Origin of the sequence: Streptomyces sp. NBC_01717 (assembly GCF_036248255.1) — a bacterium.
Taxonomy (GTDB): Bacteria; Actinomycetota; Actinomycetes; order Streptomycetales; family Streptomycetaceae; genus Streptomyces.
Genome location: NZ_CP109178.1, coordinates 729,061 through 752,135, shown reverse-complemented (window position 1 = coordinate 752,135; position 23,075 = coordinate 729,061). Strand labels below are relative to the sequence as shown.

Sequence of the window (23,075 nt, the reverse complement as noted above, 5' to 3'; positions counted from 1 at the left end):
CCCTTTCACTCCTGCCCAGCTCCACACCCGGAACGAGGAGGCCATGCGCCCACCCCGCACGACCCCGGACCCCGGCACGACGGCCGCCGCACGGCCCAGCGCCCAGCCCTCGCCCGACTCCTCGCCCCCGCCCGCGGCGCGCGGACGACGCGCGCACGCGGGACCGCCGGCCGACGAGAGCGTCGAGCACGACGTGCGGCTGCTCCTGACGCAGGACACATCCGGGCCACGTGGACGCTGGACCCTGAGGCCGAGGACCGTACGAGCGAAGATCATCTCGCTTCTGATGGTGCCCGTCGTCTCGCTGCTCGCCCTGTGGGGTTTCGCCACGGTCAACACCGCCCAGGAGGTGGCACAGCTACGGCAGTTGCAACAGGTCGACAAAGAGGTCCGGGCCCCGATATCGACCGCTGTCGCCGCACTCCAGGCCGAACGCAGAGCCGCCCTGCTCCAGACCGTCGCCCCCAGCAGCGCCCGCGCCGCCGCCCTGGAACAGCAGGCCGGCCGCACCGACACCGCGCTCGCCGCCCTGCGAATCGACAAGCAGCACACCATCGCCGACACGGGCAGCCTTCCGACGAGCGTCGCCGACCGGCTCGACCGGTTCCTCGACCGCACCCACGAACTGCGCACGGCGGGCGACCGGGACCGGGACGGGAAGCAGGAGCGCGACGAGAACGCGGTGTTCGAGCGGTACACCCGGGCCGTCACCGCGGGTTTCGCCGTCTCCGGCGCTGTGACCGGAATCCAGGACGACGCGCTCGGATCCGATGCACGGGTCCTGCTCGAACTGGCCCGCGCCGACGAGATGCTGGCCCGCGAGGACGCCCTGCTCGCCACCGCCGGCCTCACCAAGAGCCTCGACGGCGACCGACTGGTGCAGTTCACCGGAGCGGCGGAGACCCGCAGGAACCTCATCGAGACCGCGGGCGCCGATCTGCCGGCCGCCGAACGCCTCACCTGGCAGAAGTTCACAGCCCGGCCCGCATACCGCCGGATCGTGGCGGCCGAGGAGCAGGTGCTGGCGGCATCGCCCGGAGAAGAAGCCGCACGGGCGGTGAACACCGCCGACTGGGAAACGGCCGCCGCGAGCGTACGGAGCGAGCTGCGCACCATCGACACCCGCGCCGCGGAACGGGCCGCGGACCGCACCGACCCGCTGACCCGCGGCCTGTTCAGTCCGTCCGGAGCGGCCGTCCTCTTCGGCTGCGTCGCCGTGGCCGCCTCGCTGGTCATCTCCGTACGCATCGGCCGCGCGCTCGTCGTGGAGCTCGTCAGTCTCCGTAACAGCGCACTGGAGATCGCCCGCCGCAAACTGCCCCGCGCCATGCAGCGACTCCGGGCCGGCGAGACCCTCGACATCCAGGCCGAAGCCCCACCCGGCCTGGCCTCCCACGACGAGATCGGACAGGTCGGCGAGGCCCTCGGCACCGTGCACCGGGCCGCCCTCAGCGCCGCCGTCGAACGAGCCGAACTGGCCGACGGCATCTCGGGCGTCTTCGTCAACCTCGCCCGCCGCAGCCAGGTGCTTGTCCACCGCCAGCTGAACCTCCTCGACAGCATGGAGCGCCGCGCCGACGACCCCGACGAACTGGGCAACCTGTTCCGCCTCGACCACCTCACCACCCGGATGCGGCGGCATGCGGAGAGCCTGATCATCCTGTCCGGCGCCGCCCCCGGCCGCGCGTGGCGGATGCCCGTACCGCTGACCAACGTCGTACGCGCGGCCGTGTCCGAGATCGAGGACTATGCCCGGGTGGAGGTACGGCAACTGCCCGACGCCGCAGTCAAGGGCACGGCGGTCGCCGACCTCACTCACCTCCTCGCCGAACTCGTCGAGAACGCAGCGCAGTTCTCACCGCCGCACACCAAGGTACGGATCAGCGGCGAGCCGGTCGGCAACGGCTACGCCCTGGAGATCGAGGACCGCGGACTCGGCATGGGCAACGAACTCCTCGGCGAGGCCAACCGGCGCATCGAGCAGGCGGAGGCCCTCGACCTGTTCGACAGCGACCGACTCGGCCTCTTCGTCGTCAGCAGGCTCTCGGTCCGGCACCACATCAAAGTCAAGCTGCGCACCTCCCCGTACGGTGGAACGACCGCCGTGGTCCTGCTGCCGACCGCGCTCCTGCAGGGTGCGCTTCCGGCGGGCGAGGAAACGGCCGCACCTGAGAAGGCGACGGTCGAGCGCCGACACGACGGCGACGGTGACCGCGTGCCGTTCGGACCGGGACCGGGCCCGCGTGCGGTGCGCCCCCAGGCCACGGCGTTCCCCGCTCCGGCCCCGGTGCACGCCCTCGAATCCCGGACGGCACCCCCGGCCGGAGTCACCTCGCTGCGCCCGCGTGCCCGCCGAACGGACGAGGACGGGGCGGAGGGCAGGAGCGCGGTCAGGCCGACGCCCCGGAGCGAGAGCGGCAGCGCGGACGACGACGGCACACTGCCCCGCCGCGTCCGGCAGGCCAGTCTCGTGCCGCAACTGCGCGAGGAGCCCCGTCCCGAACCGGCCCGGCGCGAGGACGGGAGTGGTGCGGACACCCCGGTGGAGCGCACCCCGGAGCAGGCCAGGGACCGGATGACCGCCTACCGCAACGGCTGGGTACGCGGTGGCGGCACCGCCCCCGGCACACCCGCACCCCGCCGGAACATCACCGAACCCCGCCCCCGCCCCGGCAGCGAAGGAGACCACGCATGATCGCGAACGAGAGGACCGAGGTGCACCGGCGCTCGGGCGAACTCGACTGGCTGCTTGACGATCTGGTGGCCCGGGTCGGCGAAGTCCGGCATGCCGTGGTGCTCTCCAACGACGGTCTGGCGGTGGGCGCCTCCAGCGCGCTCAGCCGCGAGGACGCCGAGCACCTGGCGGCGGTGGCCTCCGGTTTCCACAGCCTCGCGAAGGGCGCCGGACGGCACTTCCAGGCCGGGGACGTCCGCCAGACGATGGTCGAGATGGATGAGGGCTTCCTGTTCGTCGCGGCTGCGGGGGACGGCTCCTGCCTCGCCGTGCTGAGCACGGCCTTCGCCGATATCGGCCTGGTCGCCTATGAGATGGCCCGCCTCGTCAAACGGGTCGGCGAGCACCTGCGTACCCCGCCGCGGCTCACCGCACCCCCGTCCCCGGCCGGCTGAGAGGGCGAAGACCGCAGTGGACATGACCAGCAAGGGTCCGGGAGGCTCCCAGCGCTTCCCGGACCCGCCCGAACTGCCTGGCAGCCAGTGGTACGACGCCGAAGCCGGGCCCCTGGTCCGCCCGTACGCCATGACGGGCGGACGGACCGAACCGGGCCCCAACGGGGCGCACTTCGATCTGATCGCACTCGTCGCCGTCGCCGACAGCGCACCGGACAGCTCCGAGGAGTGCCTGCTGGGCCCCGAACACCGCGCCCTGCTCGCTCTGTGCCGATCCGAGACCCAGTCCGTCGCGGAACTCGCCGCCGACGCCGATCTCCCCGTCGGTGTCGTCCGCGTACTCCTCGGGGACCTGCTCGAAGCCGGCTATGTGCGGGTCAGCCGACCCGTACCGCCCGCACAACTGCCCGACGAGCGGATCCTGCGCGAGGTGATCAACGGACTGCGGGCGCTCTGAACCACCGATCCGGTCGACGGCCCGAGAGACCTGACAATGACGCCGGAGGCGGACGGGACACCGGCAGGGCCTTGCGCGTAACCCTGGCCCACCGTGCGGAACGTTCCACTCCGCCCCGTGCCGGCACAGCTCCCCGAAAGCCCTCGCCCTCACCCGTCGTCCACACGTCCCAGTCCGGGGCGACCGTCACCACGGTCAGCCCGGGCACGGTACCGCACCGCCCGGCTCACTATGATTCATTCTCGTTCATGGCCTTTGCCACACGCTTTTCAGGATCCGCTTGGACCTGCCCCGCATTCGGGCCAAGTCCGGCAGTTTCTCCGATCCGGACAGTGCGACGAGTGCAACCGCGACAATCAAGAGGTGCCAGGGTTCAAGGCCGTTGCGCAGCGCCGCTGTTCCGTCCTTCCTTCGGATGTTCCGGAGCCGGCGGATCCGGACGGCTGCGGGCGGGTCCGTCGATCCCCTTGCACAACGACACTTGTTGGATTGCGCAAAGTGCAACTTAGAGGCGGGGACGTACGTCTTCCTCCGCGGAAGACGGAAAGCCGGACGGGCGAGGTGACCGATGACGGGCAGCCACAAGGTGGCGGCGGGCTCAGAACGGGGCAGCCGGCTGCGGCGCACCGTGACCATGGGACTGTCATTCCTCATCCTGCTCGTCGCGGGCGTCGGCTGGGGCTACCTCAAGCTGACCGGTCAGATCGACACCTTCAGCGCGGACGGGATCTCCGGTGACCGGCCGCCCTCCTCGTCCAACGGTCAGAATGTCCTCGTCATCGGATCGGACACACGCTCCGGCGCCAACAGGAAGCTGGGCGGCGGCAAGGACACCGTGGGCCGCTCCGACACCGCGTTCCTGCTCCATGTGTACGGCGACCACCGGCACGCGGTCGCCGTGTCCATTCCGCGTGACTCCCTCGTCGACATCCCGGCGTGCAAGACGCCCGACGGCGACTGGACCGCACCGCAGCACCACGTCATGTTCAACGGGGCGTTCTCGGTGGGGAACACCGCTGAGGGAAACCCGGCCTGCACCCAGAACACCGTGGAGCACCTCACGGGCCTGCGCGTCGACCACACCATCGTGGTGGACTTCTCCGGTTTCGCCGCCCTGACGTCGGCCGTCGGCGGCGTCCCGGTCTGTCTGCCGCAGGACGTCTACGAGCGCGACCTCAGCCCGAACCGGCCCACGCGGGGCGCTCTGGTCTTCGCCAAGGGCCCGCAGACCGTCTCCGGGCAGCGCGCGCTCGACTACGTCCGGATCAGGCACGGCATCGGCGACGGCTCCGACATCGGACGGATCAAACGCCAGCAGGCCTTCATCGGCTCCCTCATCAAGAAGGTCAAGTCCCGGGGCATGAACCCCACCACCCTGTTGCCGCTCGCCAACGCGGCCACCGACGCGATGACCGTCGACCCAGGCCTCGGATCGGCCGACCGGCTGCTGTCGTTCGCCATGTCGATGAAGAACATCGATCTGCACAACACCAAGTTCGTCACCGTCCCTTGGCGTTACGAGGGCGCGCGCGTCGCGATCGTCGAGCCGGACGCCGACACGCTGTGGGCAGCGCTCAAGGCCGACCGGGCGATCGACGACCAGGACGCCGCCGGCAAGGGCCAGAGAGGCCGCGACGGCACGGGTAAGGGTGAGGCGTCACCGTCTCCCGCCGCCCCGGCCGCGGTCTCCGGCACAGGCATCAGTCTGGCCGTCTACAACGGCACCACCGTCACCGGACTCGCCGCCCGCGCTACCGAACTCCTGCGCGCCCACGGCTTCACCGTCACCGTCACGGCGACCGCGAGCACCCAGGACCACACCTCGACGGTCATCGAATACGGGCCGGGCCTCCGGAGTGAGGCGGAGACGACTGCGCGACTCTTCACCGGGGCGCGGACCACGGCCTCGGACACCCCGGGCATCCGAGTGATCGTCGGCAGCTCGTACGCACAGAATCCGTCGCCCGCCGCGGCCACGACGCCCGGTACGGCCGCGTCCACCGCCGGCGGCGGAGTCCGGTCGGCCGACGAAGACCTGTGCGCCGACCTCTCCTACGGCTGACCGGCCCGGTTCCCCCGGCCCTTGCGGAACTGCGGGCCGTCACGCCCCCGTACGGAGCTGCAGAGCAGGGTGCCGAGGCGCCGCGAAGCCGAACGACTCGTACAGACCGGCGCCGTCCCCCGTGGCATTGAGATTGACGACCGTCACCGGGGTCTCCTCACGGAACCAGGTGAGCAACGAGTCGAGGCACGCCCGGGCATACCCGCGGCGTCGACGGCGCGGATCGGTGCTGACATTGGAGATGTGCCCGTGCAGTCCGCTGGGATTGGCCGGGCTGGGCGCGTGCACATCGCACGCACCGACCGCACTCGCGACAACGCCGAGATCGGGATCGGCGACCAGGAACGCGGCGAACTCGTCCGGCAACCGCAGGCGCTCGGAGAACCACAGCGCCGATGCCGCACGCCACGGAGCATCGGCGTCGCCGGTCCGCATTCCCATGTCCGACAGCATCAGCGCTCGCATCCGCACCAGAGCGGGCACGTCGTCGAGGGTCGCGCGACGCACGCACACATCGATGTGCTGCAGGCTCATGAGGATCTCCAGTTATGTGGGCAGCGGTTACGGGTCGCGCTCTGTCCATACGCGTACAACGCGCGAACCATGGCAGGCAACGCGATTTCGAGCGGCGGCAGCAGGACACCGAACGCTACGTCCACGAGACCGGGGACGAAGCGCCTGGGCCGGAGAGTCGGAGTCACCGCGGCCGGTGCGGCGGGATCCTGCGGCTGCGCTGCTTTCAGACGCCGAGGCCACGGAGGTGTACGTGCTGCGGGGGCGCGTGTCCGGCCCGTGCTGCGAGCTGGCCGACGATCAGCCGAACCACCGTCACCACGTCTGGATCGTCCACGAGATACGCCTGACGGCGGCCCTCGCGCCGCGATCGCACCAGACCGGCCAATTTCAGTTTCGTCAGATGCTGGCTCACCGACGGCAGCGTGCCGCCCACCAGCTCCGCAAGACCGGTCACATCACTCTCACCCTGTGACAGCGCCCAGACGATGTGCAGCCGCGCCGGCGTCGCGAGCAGTGCGAAGGCTGCGGCCGCCTCCGCCAGCACTTCCGCGGACGGATCGTCGAGGCCGCCGCCGGCTGGTGTCGACACTCTTGTCTCCTGTCCGTCCGGACTGTCTCCCCACGCCCGAAGCGATCAGTGCAGGCGCCGGACGTGAAGGCCTCGGGCCTGACCGCACAACCGCGCCAGGTTCAGCTCTGGCTGGAACCAGGCTCCAATTCGGCTCAAACAGTGATCTCATACGAACACCGAGTGGTCTCTGTCCGGCCACTCCGGTCAAAATCCGATCACGTTGCTCGGGGTGGGGCCACTGCTTGCCATGCTGTCACACGTACCGCAGCCCACAGATACCGAACCGAGCCCGTCAAGATGGCTCTGATCTGCGCTTTTCCATCTTGAGGCTCACGGGTGAGAGAAGTGATCGATGCCTTCCGAGGACGCTGACAGAACGGGCGGAGAGACGGTCGGGGGAGCGGCTGAGCCGGCCGCGGAGACCGACGCTCTCGCGCTGAAGATATTGGTCGCCGGAGGCTTCGGGGTCGGTAAGACGACTCTCGTCGGTGCGGTCAGTGAGATCCGGCCGCTGCGTACTGAGGAACTCCTCAGCGAGGCCGGACAGTCGGTCGACGACACCGACGGGGTGGATCAGAAGACCACCACGACCGTGGCCATGGACTTCGGGCGCATCACCATCCGGTCCGGCCTCTCGCTCTATCTCTTCGGCACACCCGGGCAGGACCGGTTCTGGTTCCTTTGGGACGAACTATCCCAAGGGGCCCTCGGCGCGGTCGTGCTCGCCGACACCAGGCGGCTCGAAGACTGTTTCCCGGCCGTCGACTACTTCGAGCATCGCAGGATCCCGTTCGTCGTGGCCGTCAACTGTTTCGCGGGAGCTCGCGCCTACGGCGAGCGCGAAGTGTCCCGCGCCCTCGATCTCGACCTGGGGACACCGGTCGTGCTGTGCGACGCGCGCGACCGCGACTCGGGCAAGGAGGTCCTCATCCGCATGGTCGAGTACGCCGGCCGGATGCACACGGCGCGGCTCCTCGACTCGGTGGGCTGACCCTTCCTGTGCGACTCGCGGATGCAGGAGGGCGCTTGCTCGTACGTGAGCTGTACGCAAGGCTTGCGCGCAACGTGGGAACGCGGACACGTACGGGGAACGCATGAGCGGGGAGGAGCGGGGAAATGGCGCTGGACAGGGGACTTGACTGGCTCCTTGACGATCTCACCGGCCGCGTCGAGCACATACGGCACGCCCTGGTGCTTTCGAACGACGGCCTGGTGACGGGAGCGAGTACGGGGCTGGCACGGGAGGACGCCGAGCATCTCGCCGCGGTCTCGTCGGGGCTGCACAGCCTCGCCCGTGGCTCGGGACGGCACTTCCGGGCAGGCAAGGCCAGGCAGACGATGGTGGAGTTCGACGAGGCGCTCCTCTTCGTGACTGCCGCAGGAGACGGCAGCTGTCTGTGCGTGCTGACCGCGGCCGAGGCCGACGTCGGTCAGGTCGCGTACGAGATGACGCTGCTCGTGAACAAGGTCGGAGAACATCTCGGCGTCACTGCGCGGCAGGGCGGCCACGGAGGCGTCAACCGGATCTGACCCTACGGAGCCCGTCCGACCTGCACCTTTCGCCCGGCCGTGAGAGTTGTCCACAGGCCGGGCGAAAGTCTCCCTCTCGAGATACCGTGATCACAGAGAGTTACGGAACTCGCGGAACCTCACGGGGGAGGACGATCATGGCTGTTACGGAAGCAGCGCGTACAGAGGTGCTGTGCGTCCAGGCGTCCGCTGCCGCCGACGCCAGTGGCGGGACGGTGGCTGCGGGACGAGCGGCGCAGGAACTGGGTCTGAAGCGCGGTGAATTCGAACTCGCGGTGCACCTGGGCTTCGTGTGCACCACGGCGGAGCTGGCCGGCGGCAGGCCCAGGGTGGGGTGTGGGGAGATCGACCGCCTCCGGTCGGAGGACGGGTTCCCGGACGCGGTGCGCGAACGGGTTCGTACGGTGGGCACGGCGGAAGGGGCGCGTCTGCTGGGTATCAGTCCGGTCCGGTTCACCAGACTGGCCCGGGCTGGATGCATCACGCCGGTCACGTTCTATCTGAATCGGTATCGAGCGGTTGTCTGGCTCTATCTCGCCCGAGAAGTCCTCGACTTCGCGGCCCGGGCTCCTCAATTGCTGGCCGGGAACAGCCCGGTCTGGATGAGGGCCCGGCTGGATGCAGGCATCGACTGGCGGGCGCGCAACTGGCGTGCACAACGGATCGAGCGGCTACTGAGCCGGACAGAGGATCCCTGGCGGCGTGCGGCGGTGCTCGCGAGCGCGCTGGATCCGGTGCAGCTCGCGGAGGTGGTCGACGATCCCTACGAGCGCGCCCACCTCGCCAAGGTCCGGCCCGAGCCCGTCTTCGGGCCGCCGGGATCCGTCGCCGCTCGGGAGGCCATGGCGCAGCTGATGCAGGCCGACGATCCGGACGAGATCCTCTGGCGGAGGATCACTCTGATCATGGAGCTGGACGGCGCACGGGCGTCGCGACAGGCTCCACGTCCAGGAGACGACCATCGCCCCGTCCTCGTCTCCGTTCCCGTCTCGGATCCCGGTACTGAGCCCCTGCTCGATCCCGCACCCGGACTGCTCGCCCGACTCGGTCTGCGAAGGCGCGTCACCGGGCACAGTACGGCTGGGAACGGGCTGCCGACGAAGACCGTTGAATGAACCGGACACGACGGACACGACCGACACGATGGATACGCAAGAGAGAGGCGAGTCGTGGGGGAGAACAAGAGGCGGATGCTGGCCGGTGACTGGTACATCGCGGACGATCTCGAACTGCGCGCGGACACCGAGCGGCGCATCGAACTCTGCGAGGCCTACAACACCGCGGCGCGGGCAACACCCGGCGAGCGGCGGAAGATCCTTGAGGAGCTGCTCGGCGCGGTGGGCGCGGATGTCAACATTCGCGCGCCGTTCTACTGTGATTACGGCTCCCGTATCACCATCGGCCCGCGTACGTTCATCAACTTCGGAGCGGTCTTTCTCGATGCGGCGCCCATCACGATCGGTGCCGACGTACAAATCGGCCCGAACGTGCAGCTTCTCACCCCCAGCCATGAGTTGGACACCGAGCGGCGCCGTGCGGGCTGGGAGAAGGCGGACCCCGTGACGATCGGGGACAACGTATGGCTCGGTGGCGGGGTGATCGTCTGTCCCGGCGTGACCATCGGGGCGAACACCGTCGTCGGCGCAGGATCCGTCGTGACCAAGGACCTGCCGTCGGGAGTGCTGGCGGTCGGCAGCCCCGCCCGAGTCATCCGAACTCTCGACCCGGGAGCAGGGGAGCAAGCGCCTGCCGGGCGTGAGGAATAAAGATTCGCGAAAGGCGCTCCGCATCGGCATTGTGTCCTCATGCTGATCAGGGAAGCCACCACCGAGGACTGGCCCGCCATCTGGCCGTTCTTCCACGAAATCGTCGCCGCCGGGGAGACGTTCACCTACCCGCTCGAGCTGGGCGAGGACGACGCCCGCGACTGGTGGCTCCTGAAGGAGCCGAACCGTACGGTCGTCGCGGTCGACGACGACGGGACCGTTCTCGGTACGGCGAAGATGAACAACAACCACATGGGCAATGGCGGGCACATTGCCAGCGCCAGCTACATGGTCGACCCGGAGCACTCCGGTCAGGGAGTGGGCCGGGCGCTGTGCGTGTACACGGTGGAGTGGGCTCGCTCGGCAGGGTTCCGGGCGATGCAGTTCAACGCTGTCGTGGAGACCAACCACTATGCGGTGCGGCTCTACCGCTCACTCGGGTTCGAGATCCTGGGGACCCTGCCCGAAGGGTTCAACCACCCGAAGCGCGGGTTCGTCGGACTGCACATCATGCATCGCGCGCTCTGACTCGCGAGGCCTGCTGTTCGGGCTGTCGGCAGGGCTGCTGCTCCCCGGGCCGCTCTCGGGTCGGCAGAGAGGGCGGTTCGGCGCCCTACGCTCACTTCGCGCCACAGCGCGACGGGCCGCGGCGCCAGGGGAGTGTCCGGCATGTACCAACCAGAGGTGATGTGGTGACAGTTGTGACCTCGCGTGGTGCATGGGTCGGTTGCGCGGACGGTTATGGGGGGCAGTACTGTGCGCTCCACCGCCATTCGGGCGATGAAACATGTGGAGGAAGAATTCCATGACCATACCCAGGAGATCGTGGCGTGCCGCGGGGACGTACGCGGCCGTTGCGGTTGCCGGCCTGACCGGTGCGGTTCTCTGCGCCGGACCGGCCGCAGCTCACACCCCCACCTGGGCCGTGACCTGTACTGATGTGAGCCTTGACCTGACCGCCTACAACGGTGGCGTCACCAACCAGGTGACTGTCACCGTCGACGGAAAGGACCTCCTGTCCACCGAGACGTTCGGCAGGGAGTTCCACAAGAAGCTCGAGCTGCCTCAGCACGACAAGGAACTGACGGTCCACCTGGTCGTCAAGGCCGGTGACGGCGACCAGTTCTCGAAGGACGAGACCAAGACGGCGCCGGTGTGTGAGGACAACACCCCGACGCCCACGCCGTCGGTGTCCGAGTCGAAGCCGGCCGAGAAGCCGACCACGGCGGCGCCCTCCCCGAGCGAGAGCTCCCCGGAGACCGCGCCCGCCGCGGCCTCGCCGAGCCCCAGCTCGCCCGACCTGGCCGAGACGGGTTCGTCGTCGGCCACCCCCGTCATCGGTGGTGCGGCTGTCGCCGTGCTGCTGGCCGGTGGCGGCATCATGTGGTCCGTGCGCAAGCGTCGCACCGCACAGCACTGACATAGCTCAGTGGTCCGCTGGTCCGTAGCGCGGGACCGCGCCACGGACCATGGGGCGAGGGGCGTGCCGCATCACGCCAGGCGTGGCGGCGCGCCCCTCAACCCGGGCCGTCAGAAGGATCCGCGGACTCCTCAGGGCCGGGCGGCTTCACAGGCGCACCGGGTTCCGTAGACCGGGTCGACTTCCGGACCCGGGCAGTGGAGGCGGATGGTGTCGACGGTCCGATCTCGCACCAGACGGCCTTTCCTTCGCCGCGCGACTCGATACCCCAGCGGATGGCGATGGCATCGAGGAGCAAAAGGCCGCGCCCCGATGTCGCCGTTTCGCCGGGAGTTCGCCGCCTCGGCCAGGCACTGGAACGGTCCTGCACCGACAGCCGCACCCGCCGGACGGGTTTCGGAAGGACCTCCAGCGTGAGGACCGCCCCGCCGTCCGTGTGCAGCAGCACGTTCACGAGTAGCTCACCGGTGATCAGTTCGGCATCGTCGGCGAATGCGGCCAGCTCCCAGTCCTCCAGGGCCTGGCGCACCATCGCCCTGGCTTCGGAGAGCCCCTCGGGATCCGCCTGGTGGATGTACTGGTGCAACCGCGGCGCTCGCGGCGACCCCGGATCCGGACTGCGCCGCAGCACGAGCAGCGCGACATCGTCCCCCGCGCCCCAACGCTCCCAGAGCCGATCCGACAGATGGTCGGCCAGCGCCTGCGCGCGCGTGGGACCGGCGCGAACCTCGTGGACCAGGGCACGGACACCCGCATCGATGTCGGCTCCCGGCTCCTCCACGAGGCCATCGGTGTACAGGACGAGCGTTTCGCCGGGCACCAGGTCGAGACGGGTCTCCGGGAACTCCTCGTCCTCGAAGGCGGTGGAGATCCCCAGCGGTAGCCCGCCCCGTACCTGTGGAAGGCCGATCCGGCCGTCCGTGTGCCGGATCAGCGGACCGAAGTGTCCGGCACGGACCATGCGCACGGTCCCGGAGGCGAGATCGACCTGCGCGTACGTACACGTGGCGAAGCGATCCGTGTCCAGTTCGGCGAGGAACCGCGAGGCCCGAGCCAGCACCGTGGCCGGTGGGTGCCCCTCGGCGGCGTACGCGCGCAGGGCGATTCGCAGCTGGCCCATGATGGCGGCGGCGTGGGTGTCGTGGCCCTCCACGTCGCCCACCACGATGCCGAACCGGTTCTTGGGCAGGGGGATCACGTCGTACCAGTCGCCGCCGACCTGCCGCCCGCTCCACGCAGCGTGATAGCGCACGGCGATTTCGCCACCCTTGATCTCCTGGATCTGCCGGGGAAGCATCGCCGACTGCAGCCCCGTGGCGAATTCGCGCTCCTCGTCGAAGAGGGTCGCGCGTTGCAGCGACTGGGACACGATGGCCGCGAGCCCCAGACACAGATTGCGCTCGTCGGCGTTGAAGGCCGTGCGTTCGTGGTAGAAGAGCGCAAGCCCGCCCAGCGTACGCGCCTGTGCGACCAGTGGTAGGTACGCCGCCGCGCGGAACTTCAACTGGTCCGCGTACGGCTCCAGCGCCGGGTAGCGCCGGGTGAGTGCGCCGACCGAGGTCGCGAACCGTGGCCGGCCGCTGAGGATGGTCTCGGCCAGGGGGAATCGAGGGTCGAGATTCCTGGCCGCGATCTCGGTGATCGCCTCCGGGGCGTCACCGCTCAGCGCGATGACGTTGAGCACGGTGTTCTCGACCAGCGCGAGTGCGAGCCCGTCGGCGCCGAGCCTGGCGAGTCCGCCCGGGCCGGTGAGCGCCGCGGTCACGTCGTCCACGGTCACCGCGCGCGCCATTGCGCTTGTTGTGCGTTCAACGATGCTGGTCTGGCGCTGGCGGCGTTTCTCCAGGTCCAGCACGAAGGCCGAATGGGTGATCTCCGCCGTCGCATCCCGTACGACTCCGATGATCCGGTGCGCCCGTCCGTCGTCGCTGCGCAGGACCCGCGCCTGGATATGGGTCCACTGGTGCGTGCCGTCGTCGAGCGGGACCTGAAAGTGGATGCTGTACGAGTTACGGCTGCCGTGGATGGCCTCGTCGGCCGCGAGTTCCAGCCGGGTCCGCTCCACCGGTTCGAGCCGCTCGAGCAGGGCCCCCGGGCGAGGGGTGAAGTTGTCCGGGTCCACCCCGAAGACCAGCAGGCCGGCCACGTCGATGTCCAGCGTCCGCGCGTCCAGGTCCCACTCGAAGCTGCCCGTGCGGTTCAGCGCAAGCCGCTCCGCCGTCCCGGTCTCGCCGGTCTGGCGCCGGTCGAGCTGCACGCGGGGGTTATCGTCGGAGTCTGGCTTCCGGTCATTGTCGGTCATTCCTGCTCCGGAGATCGTCCGGCGGGACTGGCGGGCAGTGCGGCCTGTGTGCGGTACTCGTATACGCCTCAATTGTCGAACCGGTCGCAGATGACTGCCACAGCGGACGGCACCCCCCGGCACCCCGGACGCTCCGTACCGCCCCCAGCTTCTGCTCCCGGCCCTCGGCACCCCCTGTGCCCCACCCCACCACCCACCACGCACAATGAACAGCGGAAGATCGTCCGTGACCGGCGGACGGTACGGCACAGGGGCTGACCGGAGCGCACTCATGAACAACGAAGACCCCGTCCTGTTGCGCACCGCCGGCCGCATCCGGCACATCACGCTCAACCGGCCCCGGGCGATCAACGCGCTGACCCACACCATGGTGCTCCGTATCGACGAAGCCCTTGCCGCGGCGGAACACGACGACTCGGTCACCGCGGTGCTGCTCAGTGGGGCGGGGGAGCGCGGTCTGTGCGCCGGAGGCGATATCCGCGCCATCTACGAGGACGCCCGGGCGGGCGGCAGCGCATCGGTGGAGTTCTGGCGCGACGAGTACCGGCTCAACGCCCGTATCGCCCGCTTTCCCAAGCCGTACGTCGCACTCATGGACGGCATCGTGATGGGCGGCGGCGTCGGCGTCTCGGCCCACGCCGGCGTCCGTATCGTCACGGAACGCTCACGCGTCGCCATGCCGGAGACCGGCATCGGCTTCGTGCCCGACGTCGGCGGAACCCACCTCCTCGCCTCCGCACCCGGTGAGCTCGGCACCCACCTGGCGCTCACCGGGGACGCGGTCGGTGCGGGCGATGCGCTGCTGTGCGGCCTCGCCGACCACTTCGTCCCGTCCGAGCACCTGGTGGATCTCACCCGGGATCTCGCCGGGAGCGCAACGCCGGCCGAGGTCGAGGCGACTGTGCGGCGGTACGCCACGGCGCCGCCCGCCGGCGAACTCGCCGCCCACCGCGACTGGATCGACGCCTGCTACGCGGCGGCCTCGGTCGAGGAGATCGTCGACCGGCTCCAGAACCGCGGCGTACCCGCCGCGAAGGAGACCGCCGAAACGATTCTCGCCAAGTCGCCCACCGCACTGAAGGTGACCCTCGCCTCGGTACGCGGCGCACGGCGCCTCGGCAGTCTGGAGGCGGTGCTCGACCAGGAGTTCCGCGTCTCCTGCGCCGCCTTCACCAGGCCCGATCTGGTGGAGGGCGTGCGCGCCCAGATCATCGACAAGGACCGCAACCCGCAGTGGAGCCCGGCCCGGCTCGCCCAGGTCAGCTCGGCGGACGTGGCGGGCTTCTTCGAGCCGCTGGGAGACCGCGAACTCGGCCTCGCCGGCGATGCCCCGGCCACAGGCTGAATCACGGGGCGCGGCGCGAAGGCGCGGGCCCACGTCGTGAGGGCATCGGCTCGTGACGTGAAGCCGCAGCCATGGTCGGCGCAGGAGGGCCGCAGCCCGACATCGACAGACGGACCGCTCGCCGCGGCACCGTCGCCGTCGGCCTGTCGGCCTGCCCGCCGGTCGTGCTGTCAGTGATCGCTGCCGGACATGCTCGGCTGAAGTGACCGTACGAGATCGAAGAATCTGGCCTCGTTGCCGCAGAGCCCCGCACGCCGCAACGCGCCGTCGGCCTCAGCCATCGGGGAGGCGAGCAGCGACAGGTACAGCGGCGCCTGGTCCTGGTCCGCGAGAGCTGCCCGAGTCGCTTCCAGTAACCGGACGTAGGCCTGGGCCGCAGCGAGCTCGTCATTGTGCATTTCAGCATCTCCTGGTCAGAGGTGTCGGACCATCAAGCATCTCTCATGGGTCTGACAACGCGGTTCAGGACTGCGCTGCGGGGACGTCCAGGGACGTTCCGTAGAGACGGGAGACCCGAATGCGGATCACTACGCGCCGGTCTGCCACGACCTGTTCCAGGAATGCGGCCTCTTCCTCCTTGTCCTCGAACCCCGGTGTCATGGCGAGCAGTTCCCTGCCGGTCGCGTCACCGGGAACGGTCGTCTCCTCCGAGACCTCCGCATCGCCCTCGACGACGGCGAACGAGAAGACGTCCGGCCCCTGTACATGCAGGGCGGCCCGCGGTGCGTTTCGCAGCCGGCGCACCTTCAGGCGGTCGGCCGTGGCGGAGATGCGTAGAACACGCTCCACGGGATGCCAGTCGTACAGCACCGTGGACAGATGCGGGTGGCCACTGCGCCTGACGAAGGAGAGCACTCCGAACTGCTGATCGCTCAGAAGACGTGACAGCTCGTCATCGGTGAGCACGCGGGGTGCGGGCCCGGCGCCCGGCTGCTGCTCGTCCTTCGCCGGTTCTTCCGTGTTCGCGTTCATGAGGCGACCTTTCGTCGGTAGTGGTCGTGAACGAAGGTGAGGGGGAGGGGGAGAGGGAGAGGTGGGTCAGACAGTCGCGGCGTTTCTCTCCGAGGCGGCGACGGGCTTCGGCCTGTGCGGGCGCAGTACCGCGAGGGCTACGACGAAGGCGGCGACGAGGAAGCCGGCGCCGACCATGAACGCCAGGTGGTAGCCGCCCGTCAGTGCCGCAGCCCGGCTCTGTCCGTCCGCGAGCAGCTCGTCGGTCCGGGAGGCCGCCAGCGTGGACAGCAGCGCGATGCCCACGGCCATGCCGATCTGCTGGGTGGTGTTGAACAGCCCGGACGCGAGCCCGGCGTCATCGGCCTTCGCGTCGGACATACCGAGCGAGGTCAATGCCGGGAGCGCGAGACCGAAGCCGGCCGCGAGCAGCATCACCGGAAGCAGATCGGTGAGGTAGTGGGCATGGACGGGTACGCGCGCCAGCAGCCCCAGCACCCCGACCAGCAGCACGAGTCCGGCCAGCAGTACGCGTCGCTCGCCGAAGCGCGCATTGAGACGGGCCGAGACGCCCAGGGACACCACGCCGATGACGGCCGCTGCCGGAAGCATGGCGAGTCCGGTCCGCGCGGAGCCGTAACCGAGGACCTTCTGCAGATAGAGGGCGACCAGGATCTGGAACGAGAACAGTGCGGCGACCATGAGGAGTTGGACCAGGTTGGCACCAGCGACCGTGCGCGACCGCAGGATCCGCAGAGGGAGGAGCGGGGTTCCGGCGCCGGCCTGGCGGGCGATGAACGCGCCGAGCAGGACGGCGGCGGCCGCGCCCAGACCGAGCGTGTGAGCCGATGTCCAGCTGTACTCCTCGACCTTGACGACGGTGTAGATGGCCAGCATCAGCCCCGCGGTGACCAGGAGCGCCCCGATGACGTCGGCTCCGGCGCGGAGGCCGAGACCGCGGTCGGCGGGCAGCACGGGCACGGCGACGGCGAGGGCTGCGAGCCCGATCGGCAGGTTGATGATGAAGATCCAGTGCCAGCTGAGGGCGTCGGTGAGGACCCCGCCGAGGACTTGGCCGATGGACGCACCGGCCGCGCCGGTGAAGCTGAACACGGCTATGGCGCGGGCGCGTTCCCGGGGCTCGGTGAAGAGTGTCACGAGGATGCCCAGGCCGACGGCGGACGCCATCGCGCCGCCGATGCCCTGCAGGAACCGGGCGGCGATGAGCAGCGCGGGCGTGGTGGCGAGGCCCGCCAGCAGTGATGCGACGGTGAACACCGCGGTGCCGGCCAGGAACATGCGCTTGCGGCCGAGCAGGTCGCCGAGCCGTCCTGCGAGCAGCAGCAGGCTGCCGAAGGCGATCAGGTAGGCGTTGACGACCCAGCTCAGTCCGGCCGGGGTGAACCCCAGGTCGTTCTGGATGGCCGGCATGGCCACGGTGACGATGGAGCCGTCGAGGATGATCATGAGCATCCCCGTCGCGATAACCCCGAGAGCCAAGTGGCGGGAGCGGGTTGTGAGGGCAGGTGTCGTGGACGGGACGACGGGTGCGGGGCGAGCAGAAGGAGCGGACATGCGGTCTCTCCTGTCGGATGAGGTGACAGGAGAGAAGTTAGCAGATGGTTTTGTTGCAGACTATTTGTTTCGGGTCGATCTGCCGGCCGCTACCCGCGCTGACGAGCCCGACGAACCGTCTGCGGACTCTCGGAGGGAGTGGCCAGATGGCCGTCCACCAGGCGCTTCATCGCTTGAAGCAGCACCTCGCGCTCGTCCTGGGGGAGGGAGCCGAGCGCCCGCTCGTGCACCCCGTCGACAATCCTTTGGCTCTCCTCGGCGACCTCCGCACCCTTCTCGGTCACCGCGATGATCCGCGCGCGGCGGTCCTTGCTGGACGGGCGGCGCTCGGCGAGGCCGGCCTTCTCCAGGGCGTCGACCGTCACGACCATCGTGGTCTTGTCCATGTCGCCGATCTCGGCGAGCTGGATCTGGGTCCGCTCCTCCTCCAGGGCGTGGACCAGGACGCAGTGCATGCGCGCCGTGAGCCCGATCTCGGCGAGCGCTGCCGCCATCTGGGTCCGCAGAACATGGCTGGTGTGATCCAGCAGGAAGGAGAGGTCTGGTTCGGTCCGGGCGGGTGCCATGGCAGTCATGCCGCCCAGGGTAATCGCGATTCGGTCCGTGGCGGATTATCCGGCAGCCGGCCTATCCGGTGGCCGACCCCGCCGAAGGTACGGGCGGGCTATGGCAGGCTGCGACGCACGAGCGCTCGGGCGAAGGATTCCCCGGTGGTGCGCGCGTACGCCATCCGCTCGCGCACCTCGCTCATGGTGCGCGGACGGTAGCCGGGACCGCCGCAGCAGCTCTTGTGGAAGCGGATACCCGCATTCAACAGGACCGAGAGGGTGCGCCAGGCATCCGTGTCCCGACGCCGCGGTGTGGCGAAGGCCGAGCCGACGTGGATCAACGGCTGCGTGCAGCGCGGGCAGATTCGGTCGTGGTCTCCCGTGCAGCGCTGCTTGTACGAGGCCCGGCAGGGCAGACAGACGTACGAGGTCTTCGCGTGTGACATGCGCGGAGCGTAGGCCCTGACCGGCCCGGAGGCGACGGGAATTCGGCGGGGCGGGCAGGGTGCAGCCCCACCTGTAGCGGGCACGTTCCGGGGAACCGCGGAACCGTCCGCCCGGCCCGGTGGTTCGCACCGGCGCCGAGCGGGCGGTCCGCGTCGCCTCCGAAGCGCAGCGGGCGACCGGCCGGCAGCCCCCTGCGCTTCCCGTCACGTCATCCCGTGTACTGGGCGAACACCCGCGTGTAGTCCCATGCCTGCTGGCTCACGCCGGAGCAGGTGTCGGCTCCGCCGCCCGTGCAGGGCCGGTCACGATTCACCGACCAGAAGGTGAGCCGCGCCAGGTGGTGCTGCTGGGCGTAGGCGAGGATGGTGCGGAAGTCGTCGACCGTCACCGTCTCGTTGTCGTCGGTGATGCCGTTCATCGACGAGATGCCGATCGACCGGTACGTCTGGTCGTCGCTGTATCCGTACGCGCTCTTGACCGCGTTCTTCAGCCCCTCGGCGGCACGTGTGGTGAGCGTGCCCATGTTCTGTCCGGCGCCGCCGAAGTCGAAGGGCATGATCGTCCAGCTGTCGACGGTCAGCCCCGCGGAGGCGGCCCTGTTGATCAGGCTGGTGTCGGGGCCGCTCTGGCCGGTACCGAAGGTGACGTACACCTTGATACCCGGGTTGTTGGCCTTGATGGTCTTCAGCGCGTCGACCGTGCGTTGCTGGACCGTGGCGTTGCTGTAGGCGTCCGCCTCGATGTCGATGTCGATCGCCTTGAGACCGTACGCGTTGATGACCTTCTGATACGCGGCGGCGAGCTCACCCGCGCTGGAGCAGGAGCTCTCCAGCTTGTTGCCGCTCCAGCCGCCGAAGGACGGGATGACGTCCCCGCCGGCGCCGCGCACGGTGTTGATGGTCTGCTGGTCGACGCCGCCCGTCAAGGGTCGTCCGCCGTCCCACTGCGGGTTGCAGTAGCCGTTGCTGAGCACGAACGCCAGGGTGAACCACTTCACGCCGGTGGCGTTCATGACGGTCGTCGGGCTGGGCGGGCTGCCCCAGCCGTTGTACAGATACGGTGCCACGGCCATCGTTCCACCGGGCGTGGGGGTGCCGCCGTCCGAAGGCGCGGTCCACTTCTGGTTGGCGGTTCCGGAGCAGGTCCAGATCTGGAGCCGGGTGCCGTTGGCGGAGGAGTTGCCGGTGGCGTCCATGCACTTGTCGGCCTGGACGTTCACGATGTCGTGGGCCGCGGAGACGGACCACTTCTGGTTGGCTCCGCCGCCGCAGTCCCACAGTTGGAGCTGCGTGCCGTTGGCGGTGCCGTTGTCCTTGGCGTCGAGGCACTTGCCGAGTGCGCGGATCGTACCGTCGGTGCCGACGGTCCACTGCTGCGCGGCGGTTCCGTTGCAGTCGTAGAGCTGGACCGCTGTTCCGTTGGCGGCGGAGGCCCCAGCCACGTCGACGCACTTGCCGCCCAGCCCGGTGATCGCGCCGGTGGCTGTGGCCGCGGCACTGGCCGTGGCGGGGAGGGTGACGAGCGAGGCTCCGGCGGCGAGGAGGAGGGCTGCCGGGAGGGCGAGCGGGCCGAGGCGGCGGCGCAGGCCGGGGGAGGGGCTCATGCGGCGTTCACCGTCCACTTCTGGTTGGCGGTTCCGGAGCAGGTCCAGATCTGGAGCCGGGTGCCGTTGGCGGAGGAGTTGCCGGTGGCATCCATGCACTTGTCGGCCTGGACATTCACGATGTCCCGGGCGCCGGACACCCCCCACCGCTGATTGGCTCCGCCGTTGCAGTCCCAGAGCTGAAGCTGGGCGCCGTCGGCCGTGCTGTTGTCCTTGGCGTCGAGGCACTTGCCGAGTGCGCGGATCGTACCGTCGGTGCCGACGGTCCACTTCTGGGCGGCGGTTCCGTTGCAGTCGTAGAGCTGGACCGCTGTTCCGTTGGCGGCGGAGGCACCTGCCACGTCGACGCACTTGCCGCCCAGCCCCGTGATGGTGCCGCCTGTGCCGCCGGATCCGCTGTCACTGGTGGTGACGTGCACGTAGTCGACGACGAGCTGTTGCGGAAAGGCGGTGCTGCCGTTGGGGTCGCCGGGCCAGTAGCCGCCGACCGCGAGGTTCATGATGATGAAGAACGGCTTGTTGAACACCCAGCTCTTGCCACCGAGGTCGGCCGGCGTACGCCGTTGGTAGACATTGCCGTCCACGGACCAGGTGATGGAGTCGGGGGCCCAGTCCACCGCGAAGGTGTGGAACGCGTCGGCGAACGCCTGGCCGCCGGGGAGGGAGTAGCCGGCCCCGATGCCGCCGGAGCCGGAGTACCCGGGACCGTGGATGGTGCCGTGCACAGTGCCCGGCTCGAAGCCGACGTTCTCCATGATGTCGATCTCGCCGCTGTTCGGCCAGCCGACGCTGCCGAGGTCGTCGCCGAGCATCCAGAACGCGGGCCACATGCCCTGACCGCGCGGGATCTTCATCCTCGTCTCGACGTGCCCGTACGTCGAGGTGAACTTGCCGGCCGTGTTCAGCCGGGCCGAGGTGTACTCGCACCGGCCGTACCAGCACTGGTAGTTGCCGGGGTTGTCCTTGCGGGCGGTGATGACGAGATTGCCCTGGCCGTCGAGGGCGGCGTTGCTGTTGCCCGCCGTGTAGTACTGCCGCTCGTGGTTGTTGACGTTGTCGCCGGTCTCCGTCTGCCACTTGCTGCCGTCGACCGCCGATCCGGCAGGCCCGTTGAAGTCGTCGGAGAACGTTGTCGCTGCGGCCGCGGCGGCGACGCGCGGTTCGGGCAGAGGGGCGGCGCCCGCGGGGGCGGCGGCGGTCACCGCGCCGGAACAGCACAGCAGGGCAACGAGGTACAGCGCCGTCCGACGCCGTCTGGGGGTTCGCACAGTCATCACATCACTTCATGGTGGGGGCATGCTCATGACAGATCGCACGCTGAACCGGCGCCCGGGTGACGTTCGTTCCCGACGCTTAATTCATTTCTTGATTTAAGTGTTGGCACGAGAGGGCGTCAAGGAGCTGGTACAGACCTTCTGTTGACGGACCGCACCACCGACGTGTTCAGGACTTGAACGCCACCGTCATGACTCGACCTCCAAGAACCTGCGGCGCCGTGGCCCCCGGTACAGCAGCGCCGTCCACCCCAGCCGTCCCAGCGCCGCCGCACAGCGGGTCAGCTCGGCTTCTTCCTCGTGCGCGGCCCCGCTGCCCGGCGGACCGAGCCACTCCACCCGTACGGTGCCGGGCGTCTCGCCCTCCTGCACGCGGTACCCGGACGCGATCCGCTGCCCGGACGTGTCGACGGCCGAGGGAGGGCGGCCGTCCGCCTCCAGCGCCAGGGCCACCGCCCGTACCACCCGACGGAGCTCCCACTCGGCCGGCCCGCCCTCCGGGTCCTGTCGGCCGGTATTGGTCAGCCGTCGGATCTGCAGCAGCCCCTCGAACGCCGTCCGTACCGACGCGGCACGCTTCTCCGCAGGACCCGGGGGCAACGGGCCGTCCCCGGTGGCCGGTTCGAAGCCGGCGTCATGGTCGTTCCCGCTGCTCATCCACGTCCCTTCACCCGACCCGCCCTCCTGCCAGTGTGCGTCGCCCCACCGACAGCGGGCCAACCCCGACCGGCGCCCACCGGCCGCTACACCGCTGCGGCGGGCCCCGAGCTGAGCACCTTCCCGGGATTCAGGATGCCGTGCGGGTCCAGGGCCGCCTTCACCGCGTGATGCATCCCGAGCACGGCGGGCCCGAGCTCCTTGCCCATACCGCGCATCTTCAGCAGCCCCACCCCGTGCTCGCCCGTGACCGTCCCACCGAGGGCGATCGCGTCGTCGAGGATGTCCTCGAAGGCCAACTGGGCGCGCGCACGCGCCGCCTCGTCACCGGGCGGCGTGATGATCAACGGGTGCAGATTGCTGTCACCGGCATGCGCGATATTGGCCACCAGTATGTCGTGCCGGGCCGCAGTCCTCTCGATCCGGGCCAACATTTCCGGCACTGCGGTCCGTGGCACGCAGACATCCTCGGTGAGCACGGGACCGAGCCGCTCCAGCGCCGGACAGGCCAGCCGTCGCGCCTGGAACAACGCGTCCGCCTCCTGCTGATCCGTGGAGACCACGGCCCATGCGCCCGCCCGCTCGAAGCAGTCCCGGACCAGCTCGGCCTCGGCGTCGCCCTCGGCGCCCGAGGTGTCGACCGGGCCGAGCAGCACCACATCCGCGTCGACGCACAGCCCCATCCCTGCTCTTCGTGGGGAATCCCGGCCTTCAGGCCGGGCGGGAATGTGCGGTGCCCGCACCGCGCGGCACCACCGGGATGCGGTGCGCCAGACAGTGCCGCCGGGATGCTGTCGACTGGTGTGTTCGCCACGTCGGTGGCCACCTCCTGCAACGATGCAAGCCTCCATCATCGCGCGCACAGCTTCCGGCCTGCGCCGGAGGGGCCCGGGCACACGGGGAACGAGGCTGTCCGTCCCCG

General features: G+C 69.6%; 23 protein-coding genes and 1 pseudogene. 11 read left to right on the top strand and 13 right to left on the bottom strand.

Features of this window, described 5'->3' with window-relative positions; all coding sequences use genetic code 11:
* The first annotated feature begins 43 nt into the window (after positions 1-43).
* The 3 genes from OHB49_RS03700 to OHB49_RS03690 are packed head-to-tail and all read left to right on the top strand — an operon-like array spanning position 44 to position 3,586.
* Positions 44-2,695 carry a nitrate- and nitrite sensing domain-containing protein gene (locus OHB49_RS03700; RefSeq protein ID WP_329157866.1) on the top strand — a complete coding sequence of 884 codons (2,652 nt, stop codon included), beginning with the start codon at positions 44-46 and terminating at the stop codon, positions 2,693-2,695.
* Positions 2,692-3,129, top strand: a complete 438-nt coding sequence (locus tag OHB49_RS03695) for a roadblock/LC7 domain-containing protein (RefSeq protein WP_030932962.1) — start codon at positions 2,692-2,694, stop codon at positions 3,127-3,129. The genes OHB49_RS03700 and OHB49_RS03695 overlap by 4 nt, the downstream gene beginning before the upstream one ends.
* A gap of 22 nt (positions 3,130-3,151) precedes the next feature.
* Positions 3,152-3,586, top strand: coding sequence for a DUF742 domain-containing protein (locus OHB49_RS03690; RefSeq protein ID WP_052190069.1), 435 nt, complete (start codon positions 3,152-3,154; stop codon positions 3,584-3,586).
* Positions 3,587-3,832: 246 nt separating this feature from the next.
* Here the strand turns inward: OHB49_RS03690 and OHB49_RS03685 are convergent, their stop codons facing one another.
* A complete protein-coding gene (locus tag OHB49_RS03685; RefSeq protein WP_329166348.1) occupies positions 3,833-3,976 on the bottom strand; it encodes a twin-arginine translocase TatA/TatE family subunit in 144 nt (47 codons plus the stop codon).
* Between the two features lie 178 nt (positions 3,977-4,154).
* Between OHB49_RS03685 and OHB49_RS03680 the strand changes: the two genes are divergently transcribed.
* Positions 4,155-5,648 carry an LCP family protein gene (locus tag OHB49_RS03680; protein ID WP_329157862.1) on the top strand — a complete coding sequence of 498 codons (1,494 nt, stop codon included), beginning with the start codon at positions 4,155-4,157 and terminating at the stop codon, positions 5,646-5,648.
* Positions 5,649-5,687: 39 nt separating this feature from the next.
* Here OHB49_RS03680 and OHB49_RS03675 read toward each other — a convergent pair whose 3' ends face one another.
* Together OHB49_RS03675 and OHB49_RS03670 are read right to left on the bottom strand one after the other, a co-directional pair.
* Entirely contained in the window at positions 5,688-6,182 is a 495-nt protein-coding gene (locus OHB49_RS03675; RefSeq protein ID WP_329157860.1) for a GNAT family N-acetyltransferase, read from the bottom strand.
* Between the two features lie 205 nt (positions 6,183-6,387).
* On the bottom strand, positions 6,388-6,753 hold the full coding sequence (locus OHB49_RS03670; RefSeq protein WP_329157859.1) for an ArsR/SmtB family transcription factor: 366 nt from the start codon (positions 6,751-6,753) through the stop codon (positions 6,388-6,390).
* Between the two features lie 334 nt (positions 6,754-7,087).
* Between OHB49_RS03670 and OHB49_RS03665 the strand changes: the two genes are divergently transcribed.
* The 6 genes from OHB49_RS03665 (at position 7,088) to OHB49_RS03640 (ending at position 11,451) form a co-directional block, all read left to right on the top strand.
* Positions 7,088-7,726: a GTP-binding protein gene (locus OHB49_RS03665; protein WP_329157857.1), complete on the top strand. Its 639-nt coding sequence runs from the start codon at positions 7,088-7,090 to the stop codon at positions 7,724-7,726.
* Between the two features lie 125 nt (positions 7,727-7,851).
* Positions 7,852-8,265, top strand: coding sequence for a roadblock/LC7 domain-containing protein (locus tag OHB49_RS03660; RefSeq protein ID WP_030932976.1), 414 nt, complete (start codon positions 7,852-7,854; stop codon positions 8,263-8,265).
* 137 nt (positions 8,266-8,402) lie between these two features.
* A complete protein-coding gene (locus OHB49_RS03655) occupies positions 8,403-9,380 on the top strand; it encodes a DUF6397 family protein (RefSeq protein WP_329157855.1) in 978 nt (325 codons plus the stop codon).
* Positions 9,381-9,434: 54 nt separating this feature from the next.
* Entirely contained in the window at positions 9,435-10,031 is a 597-nt protein-coding gene (locus tag OHB49_RS03650; RefSeq protein WP_329157853.1) for a sugar O-acetyltransferase, read from the top strand.
* A 39-nt stretch (positions 10,032-10,070) separates the two neighbouring features.
* On the top strand, positions 10,071-10,559 hold the full coding sequence (locus OHB49_RS03645; RefSeq protein WP_329157852.1) for a GNAT family N-acetyltransferase: 489 nt from the start codon (positions 10,071-10,073) through the stop codon (positions 10,557-10,559).
* A gap of 277 nt (positions 10,560-10,836) precedes the next feature.
* Positions 10,837-11,451 (top strand): LAETG motif-containing sortase-dependent surface protein, encoded by a 615-nt coding sequence (locus OHB49_RS03640; RefSeq protein WP_329157849.1) that lies wholly within the window; start codon positions 10,837-10,839, stop codon positions 11,449-11,451.
* A gap of 97 nt (positions 11,452-11,548) precedes the next feature.
* Here the strand turns inward: OHB49_RS03640 and OHB49_RS03635 are convergent, their stop codons facing one another.
* Positions 11,549-13,753, bottom strand: a complete 2,205-nt coding sequence (locus OHB49_RS03635) for a SpoIIE family protein phosphatase (RefSeq protein ID WP_329157847.1) — start codon at positions 13,751-13,753, stop codon at positions 11,549-11,551.
* Between the two features lie 271 nt (positions 13,754-14,024).
* Between OHB49_RS03635 and OHB49_RS03630 the strand changes: the two genes are divergently transcribed.
* Complete coding sequence (locus tag OHB49_RS03630; RefSeq protein WP_329157846.1) at positions 14,025-15,098, top strand: enoyl-CoA hydratase/isomerase family protein; 1,074 nt, start codon at positions 14,025-14,027, stop codon at positions 15,096-15,098.
* Positions 15,099-15,268: 170 nt separating this feature from the next.
* On the opposite strand, the gene OHB49_RS03625 is transcribed toward OHB49_RS03630, so the two are convergent.
* The 9 genes and pseudogenes from OHB49_RS03625 to OHB49_RS03585 all read right to left on the bottom strand — a co-directional run.
* Positions 15,269-15,496, bottom strand: a complete 228-nt coding sequence (locus tag OHB49_RS03625; protein ID WP_030978641.1) for a hypothetical protein — start codon at positions 15,494-15,496, stop codon at positions 15,269-15,271.
* 64 nt (positions 15,497-15,560) lie between these two features.
* Positions 15,561-16,070 carry a TIGR03618 family F420-dependent PPOX class oxidoreductase gene (locus OHB49_RS03620; RefSeq protein ID WP_329157844.1) on the bottom strand — a complete coding sequence of 170 codons (510 nt, stop codon included), beginning with the start codon at positions 16,068-16,070 and terminating at the stop codon, positions 15,561-15,563.
* A gap of 66 nt (positions 16,071-16,136) precedes the next feature.
* The gene (locus tag OHB49_RS03615; protein ID WP_329157842.1) at positions 16,137-17,624 is read right to left on the bottom strand and encodes an MFS transporter; all 1,488 of its coding nucleotides are present in this window, start codon (positions 17,622-17,624) and stop codon (positions 16,137-16,139) included.
* An 89-nt stretch (positions 17,625-17,713) separates the two neighbouring features.
* The gene (locus OHB49_RS03610; protein WP_329157840.1) at positions 17,714-18,199 is read right to left on the bottom strand and encodes a MarR family winged helix-turn-helix transcriptional regulator; all 486 of its coding nucleotides are present in this window, start codon (positions 18,197-18,199) and stop codon (positions 17,714-17,716) included.
* An 89-nt stretch (positions 18,200-18,288) separates the two neighbouring features.
* The gene (locus tag OHB49_RS03605; protein WP_030978649.1) at positions 18,289-18,618 is read right to left on the bottom strand and encodes a hypothetical protein; all 330 of its coding nucleotides are present in this window, start codon (positions 18,616-18,618) and stop codon (positions 18,289-18,291) included.
* Between the two features lie 209 nt (positions 18,619-18,827).
* Positions 18,828-20,222 (bottom strand): ricin-type beta-trefoil lectin domain protein, encoded by a 1,395-nt coding sequence (locus tag OHB49_RS03600; RefSeq protein WP_329157837.1) that lies wholly within the window; start codon positions 20,220-20,222, stop codon positions 18,828-18,830.
* Positions 20,219-21,496, bottom strand: a complete 1,278-nt coding sequence (locus OHB49_RS03595; RefSeq protein WP_443079482.1) for a family 16 glycosylhydrolase — start codon at positions 21,494-21,496, stop codon at positions 20,219-20,221. Before OHB49_RS03595 ends, OHB49_RS03600 begins: the two co-directional genes overlap by 4 nt.
* Positions 21,497-21,685: 189 nt before the next feature.
* Positions 21,686-22,153, bottom strand: a complete 468-nt coding sequence (locus OHB49_RS03590) for a hypothetical protein (protein WP_329157835.1) — start codon at positions 22,151-22,153, stop codon at positions 21,686-21,688.
* Positions 22,154-22,239: 86 nt separating this feature from the next.
* Positions 22,240-22,836 (bottom strand): annotated as a pseudogene (locus OHB49_RS03585) (FAD-linked oxidase C-terminal domain-containing protein); the annotation flags it as partial.
* Positions 22,837-23,075: the final 239 nt, after the last annotated feature.

Excerpts from the sequence above, each read along its gene's own strand:
- OHB49_RS03610 (WP_329157840.1), bottom strand. The coding sequence starts at position 18,199 with ATGACTGCCATGGCACCCGCCCGGACCGAACCAGACCTCTCCTTCCTG.
- OHB49_RS03595 (WP_443079482.1), bottom strand. The coding sequence starts at position 21,496 with ATGACTGTGCGAACCCCCAGACGGCGTCGGACGGCGCTGTACCTCGTT.
- OHB49_RS03655 (WP_329157855.1), top strand. The coding sequence starts at position 8,403 with ATGGCTGTTACGGAAGCAGCGCGTACAGAGGTGCTGTGCGTCCAGGCG.
- OHB49_RS03635 (WP_329157847.1), bottom strand. The coding sequence starts at position 13,753 with ATGACCGACAATGACCGGAAGCCAGACTCCGACGATAACCCCCGCGTG.
- OHB49_RS03640 (WP_329157849.1), top strand. The coding sequence starts at position 10,837 with ATGACCATACCCAGGAGATCGTGGCGTGCCGCGGGGACGTACGCGGCC.
- OHB49_RS03620 (WP_329157844.1), bottom strand. The coding sequence starts at position 16,070 with ATGAACGCGAACACGGAAGAACCGGCGAAGGACGAGCAGCAGCCGGGC.
- OHB49_RS03700 (WP_329157866.1), top strand. The coding sequence starts at position 44 with ATGCGCCCACCCCGCACGACCCCGGACCCCGGCACGACGGCCGCCGCA.
- OHB49_RS03630 (WP_329157846.1), top strand. The coding sequence starts at position 14,025 with ATGAACAACGAAGACCCCGTCCTGTTGCGCACCGCCGGCCGCATCCGG.
- OHB49_RS03695 (WP_030932962.1), top strand. The coding sequence starts at position 2,692 with ATGATCGCGAACGAGAGGACCGAGGTGCACCGGCGCTCGGGCGAACTC.
- OHB49_RS03625 (WP_030978641.1), bottom strand. The coding sequence starts at position 15,496 with ATGCACAATGACGAGCTCGCTGCGGCCCAGGCCTACGTCCGGTTACTG.
- OHB49_RS03590 (WP_329157835.1), bottom strand. The coding sequence starts at position 22,153 with ATGAGCAGCGGGAACGACCATGACGCCGGCTTCGAACCGGCCACCGGG.
- OHB49_RS03680 (WP_329157862.1), top strand. The coding sequence starts at position 4,155 with ATGACGGGCAGCCACAAGGTGGCGGCGGGCTCAGAACGGGGCAGCCGG.
- OHB49_RS03660 (WP_030932976.1), top strand. The coding sequence starts at position 7,852 with ATGGCGCTGGACAGGGGACTTGACTGGCTCCTTGACGATCTCACCGGC.
- OHB49_RS03645 (WP_329157852.1), top strand. The coding sequence starts at position 10,071 with ATGCTGATCAGGGAAGCCACCACCGAGGACTGGCCCGCCATCTGGCCG.
- OHB49_RS03615 (WP_329157842.1), bottom strand. The coding sequence starts at position 17,624 with ATGTCCGCTCCTTCTGCTCGCCCCGCACCCGTCGTCCCGTCCACGACA.
- OHB49_RS03605 (WP_030978649.1), bottom strand. The coding sequence starts at position 18,618 with ATGTCACACGCGAAGACCTCGTACGTCTGTCTGCCCTGCCGGGCCTCG.
- OHB49_RS03600 (WP_329157837.1), bottom strand. The coding sequence starts at position 20,222 with ATGAGCCCCTCCCCCGGCCTGCGCCGCCGCCTCGGCCCGCTCGCCCTC.
- OHB49_RS03675 (WP_329157860.1), bottom strand. The coding sequence starts at position 6,182 with ATGAGCCTGCAGCACATCGATGTGTGCGTGCGTCGCGCGACCCTCGAC.
- OHB49_RS03665 (WP_329157857.1), top strand. The coding sequence starts at position 7,088 with ATGCCTTCCGAGGACGCTGACAGAACGGGCGGAGAGACGGTCGGGGGA.
- OHB49_RS03690 (WP_052190069.1), top strand. The coding sequence starts at position 3,152 with ATGACCAGCAAGGGTCCGGGAGGCTCCCAGCGCTTCCCGGACCCGCCC.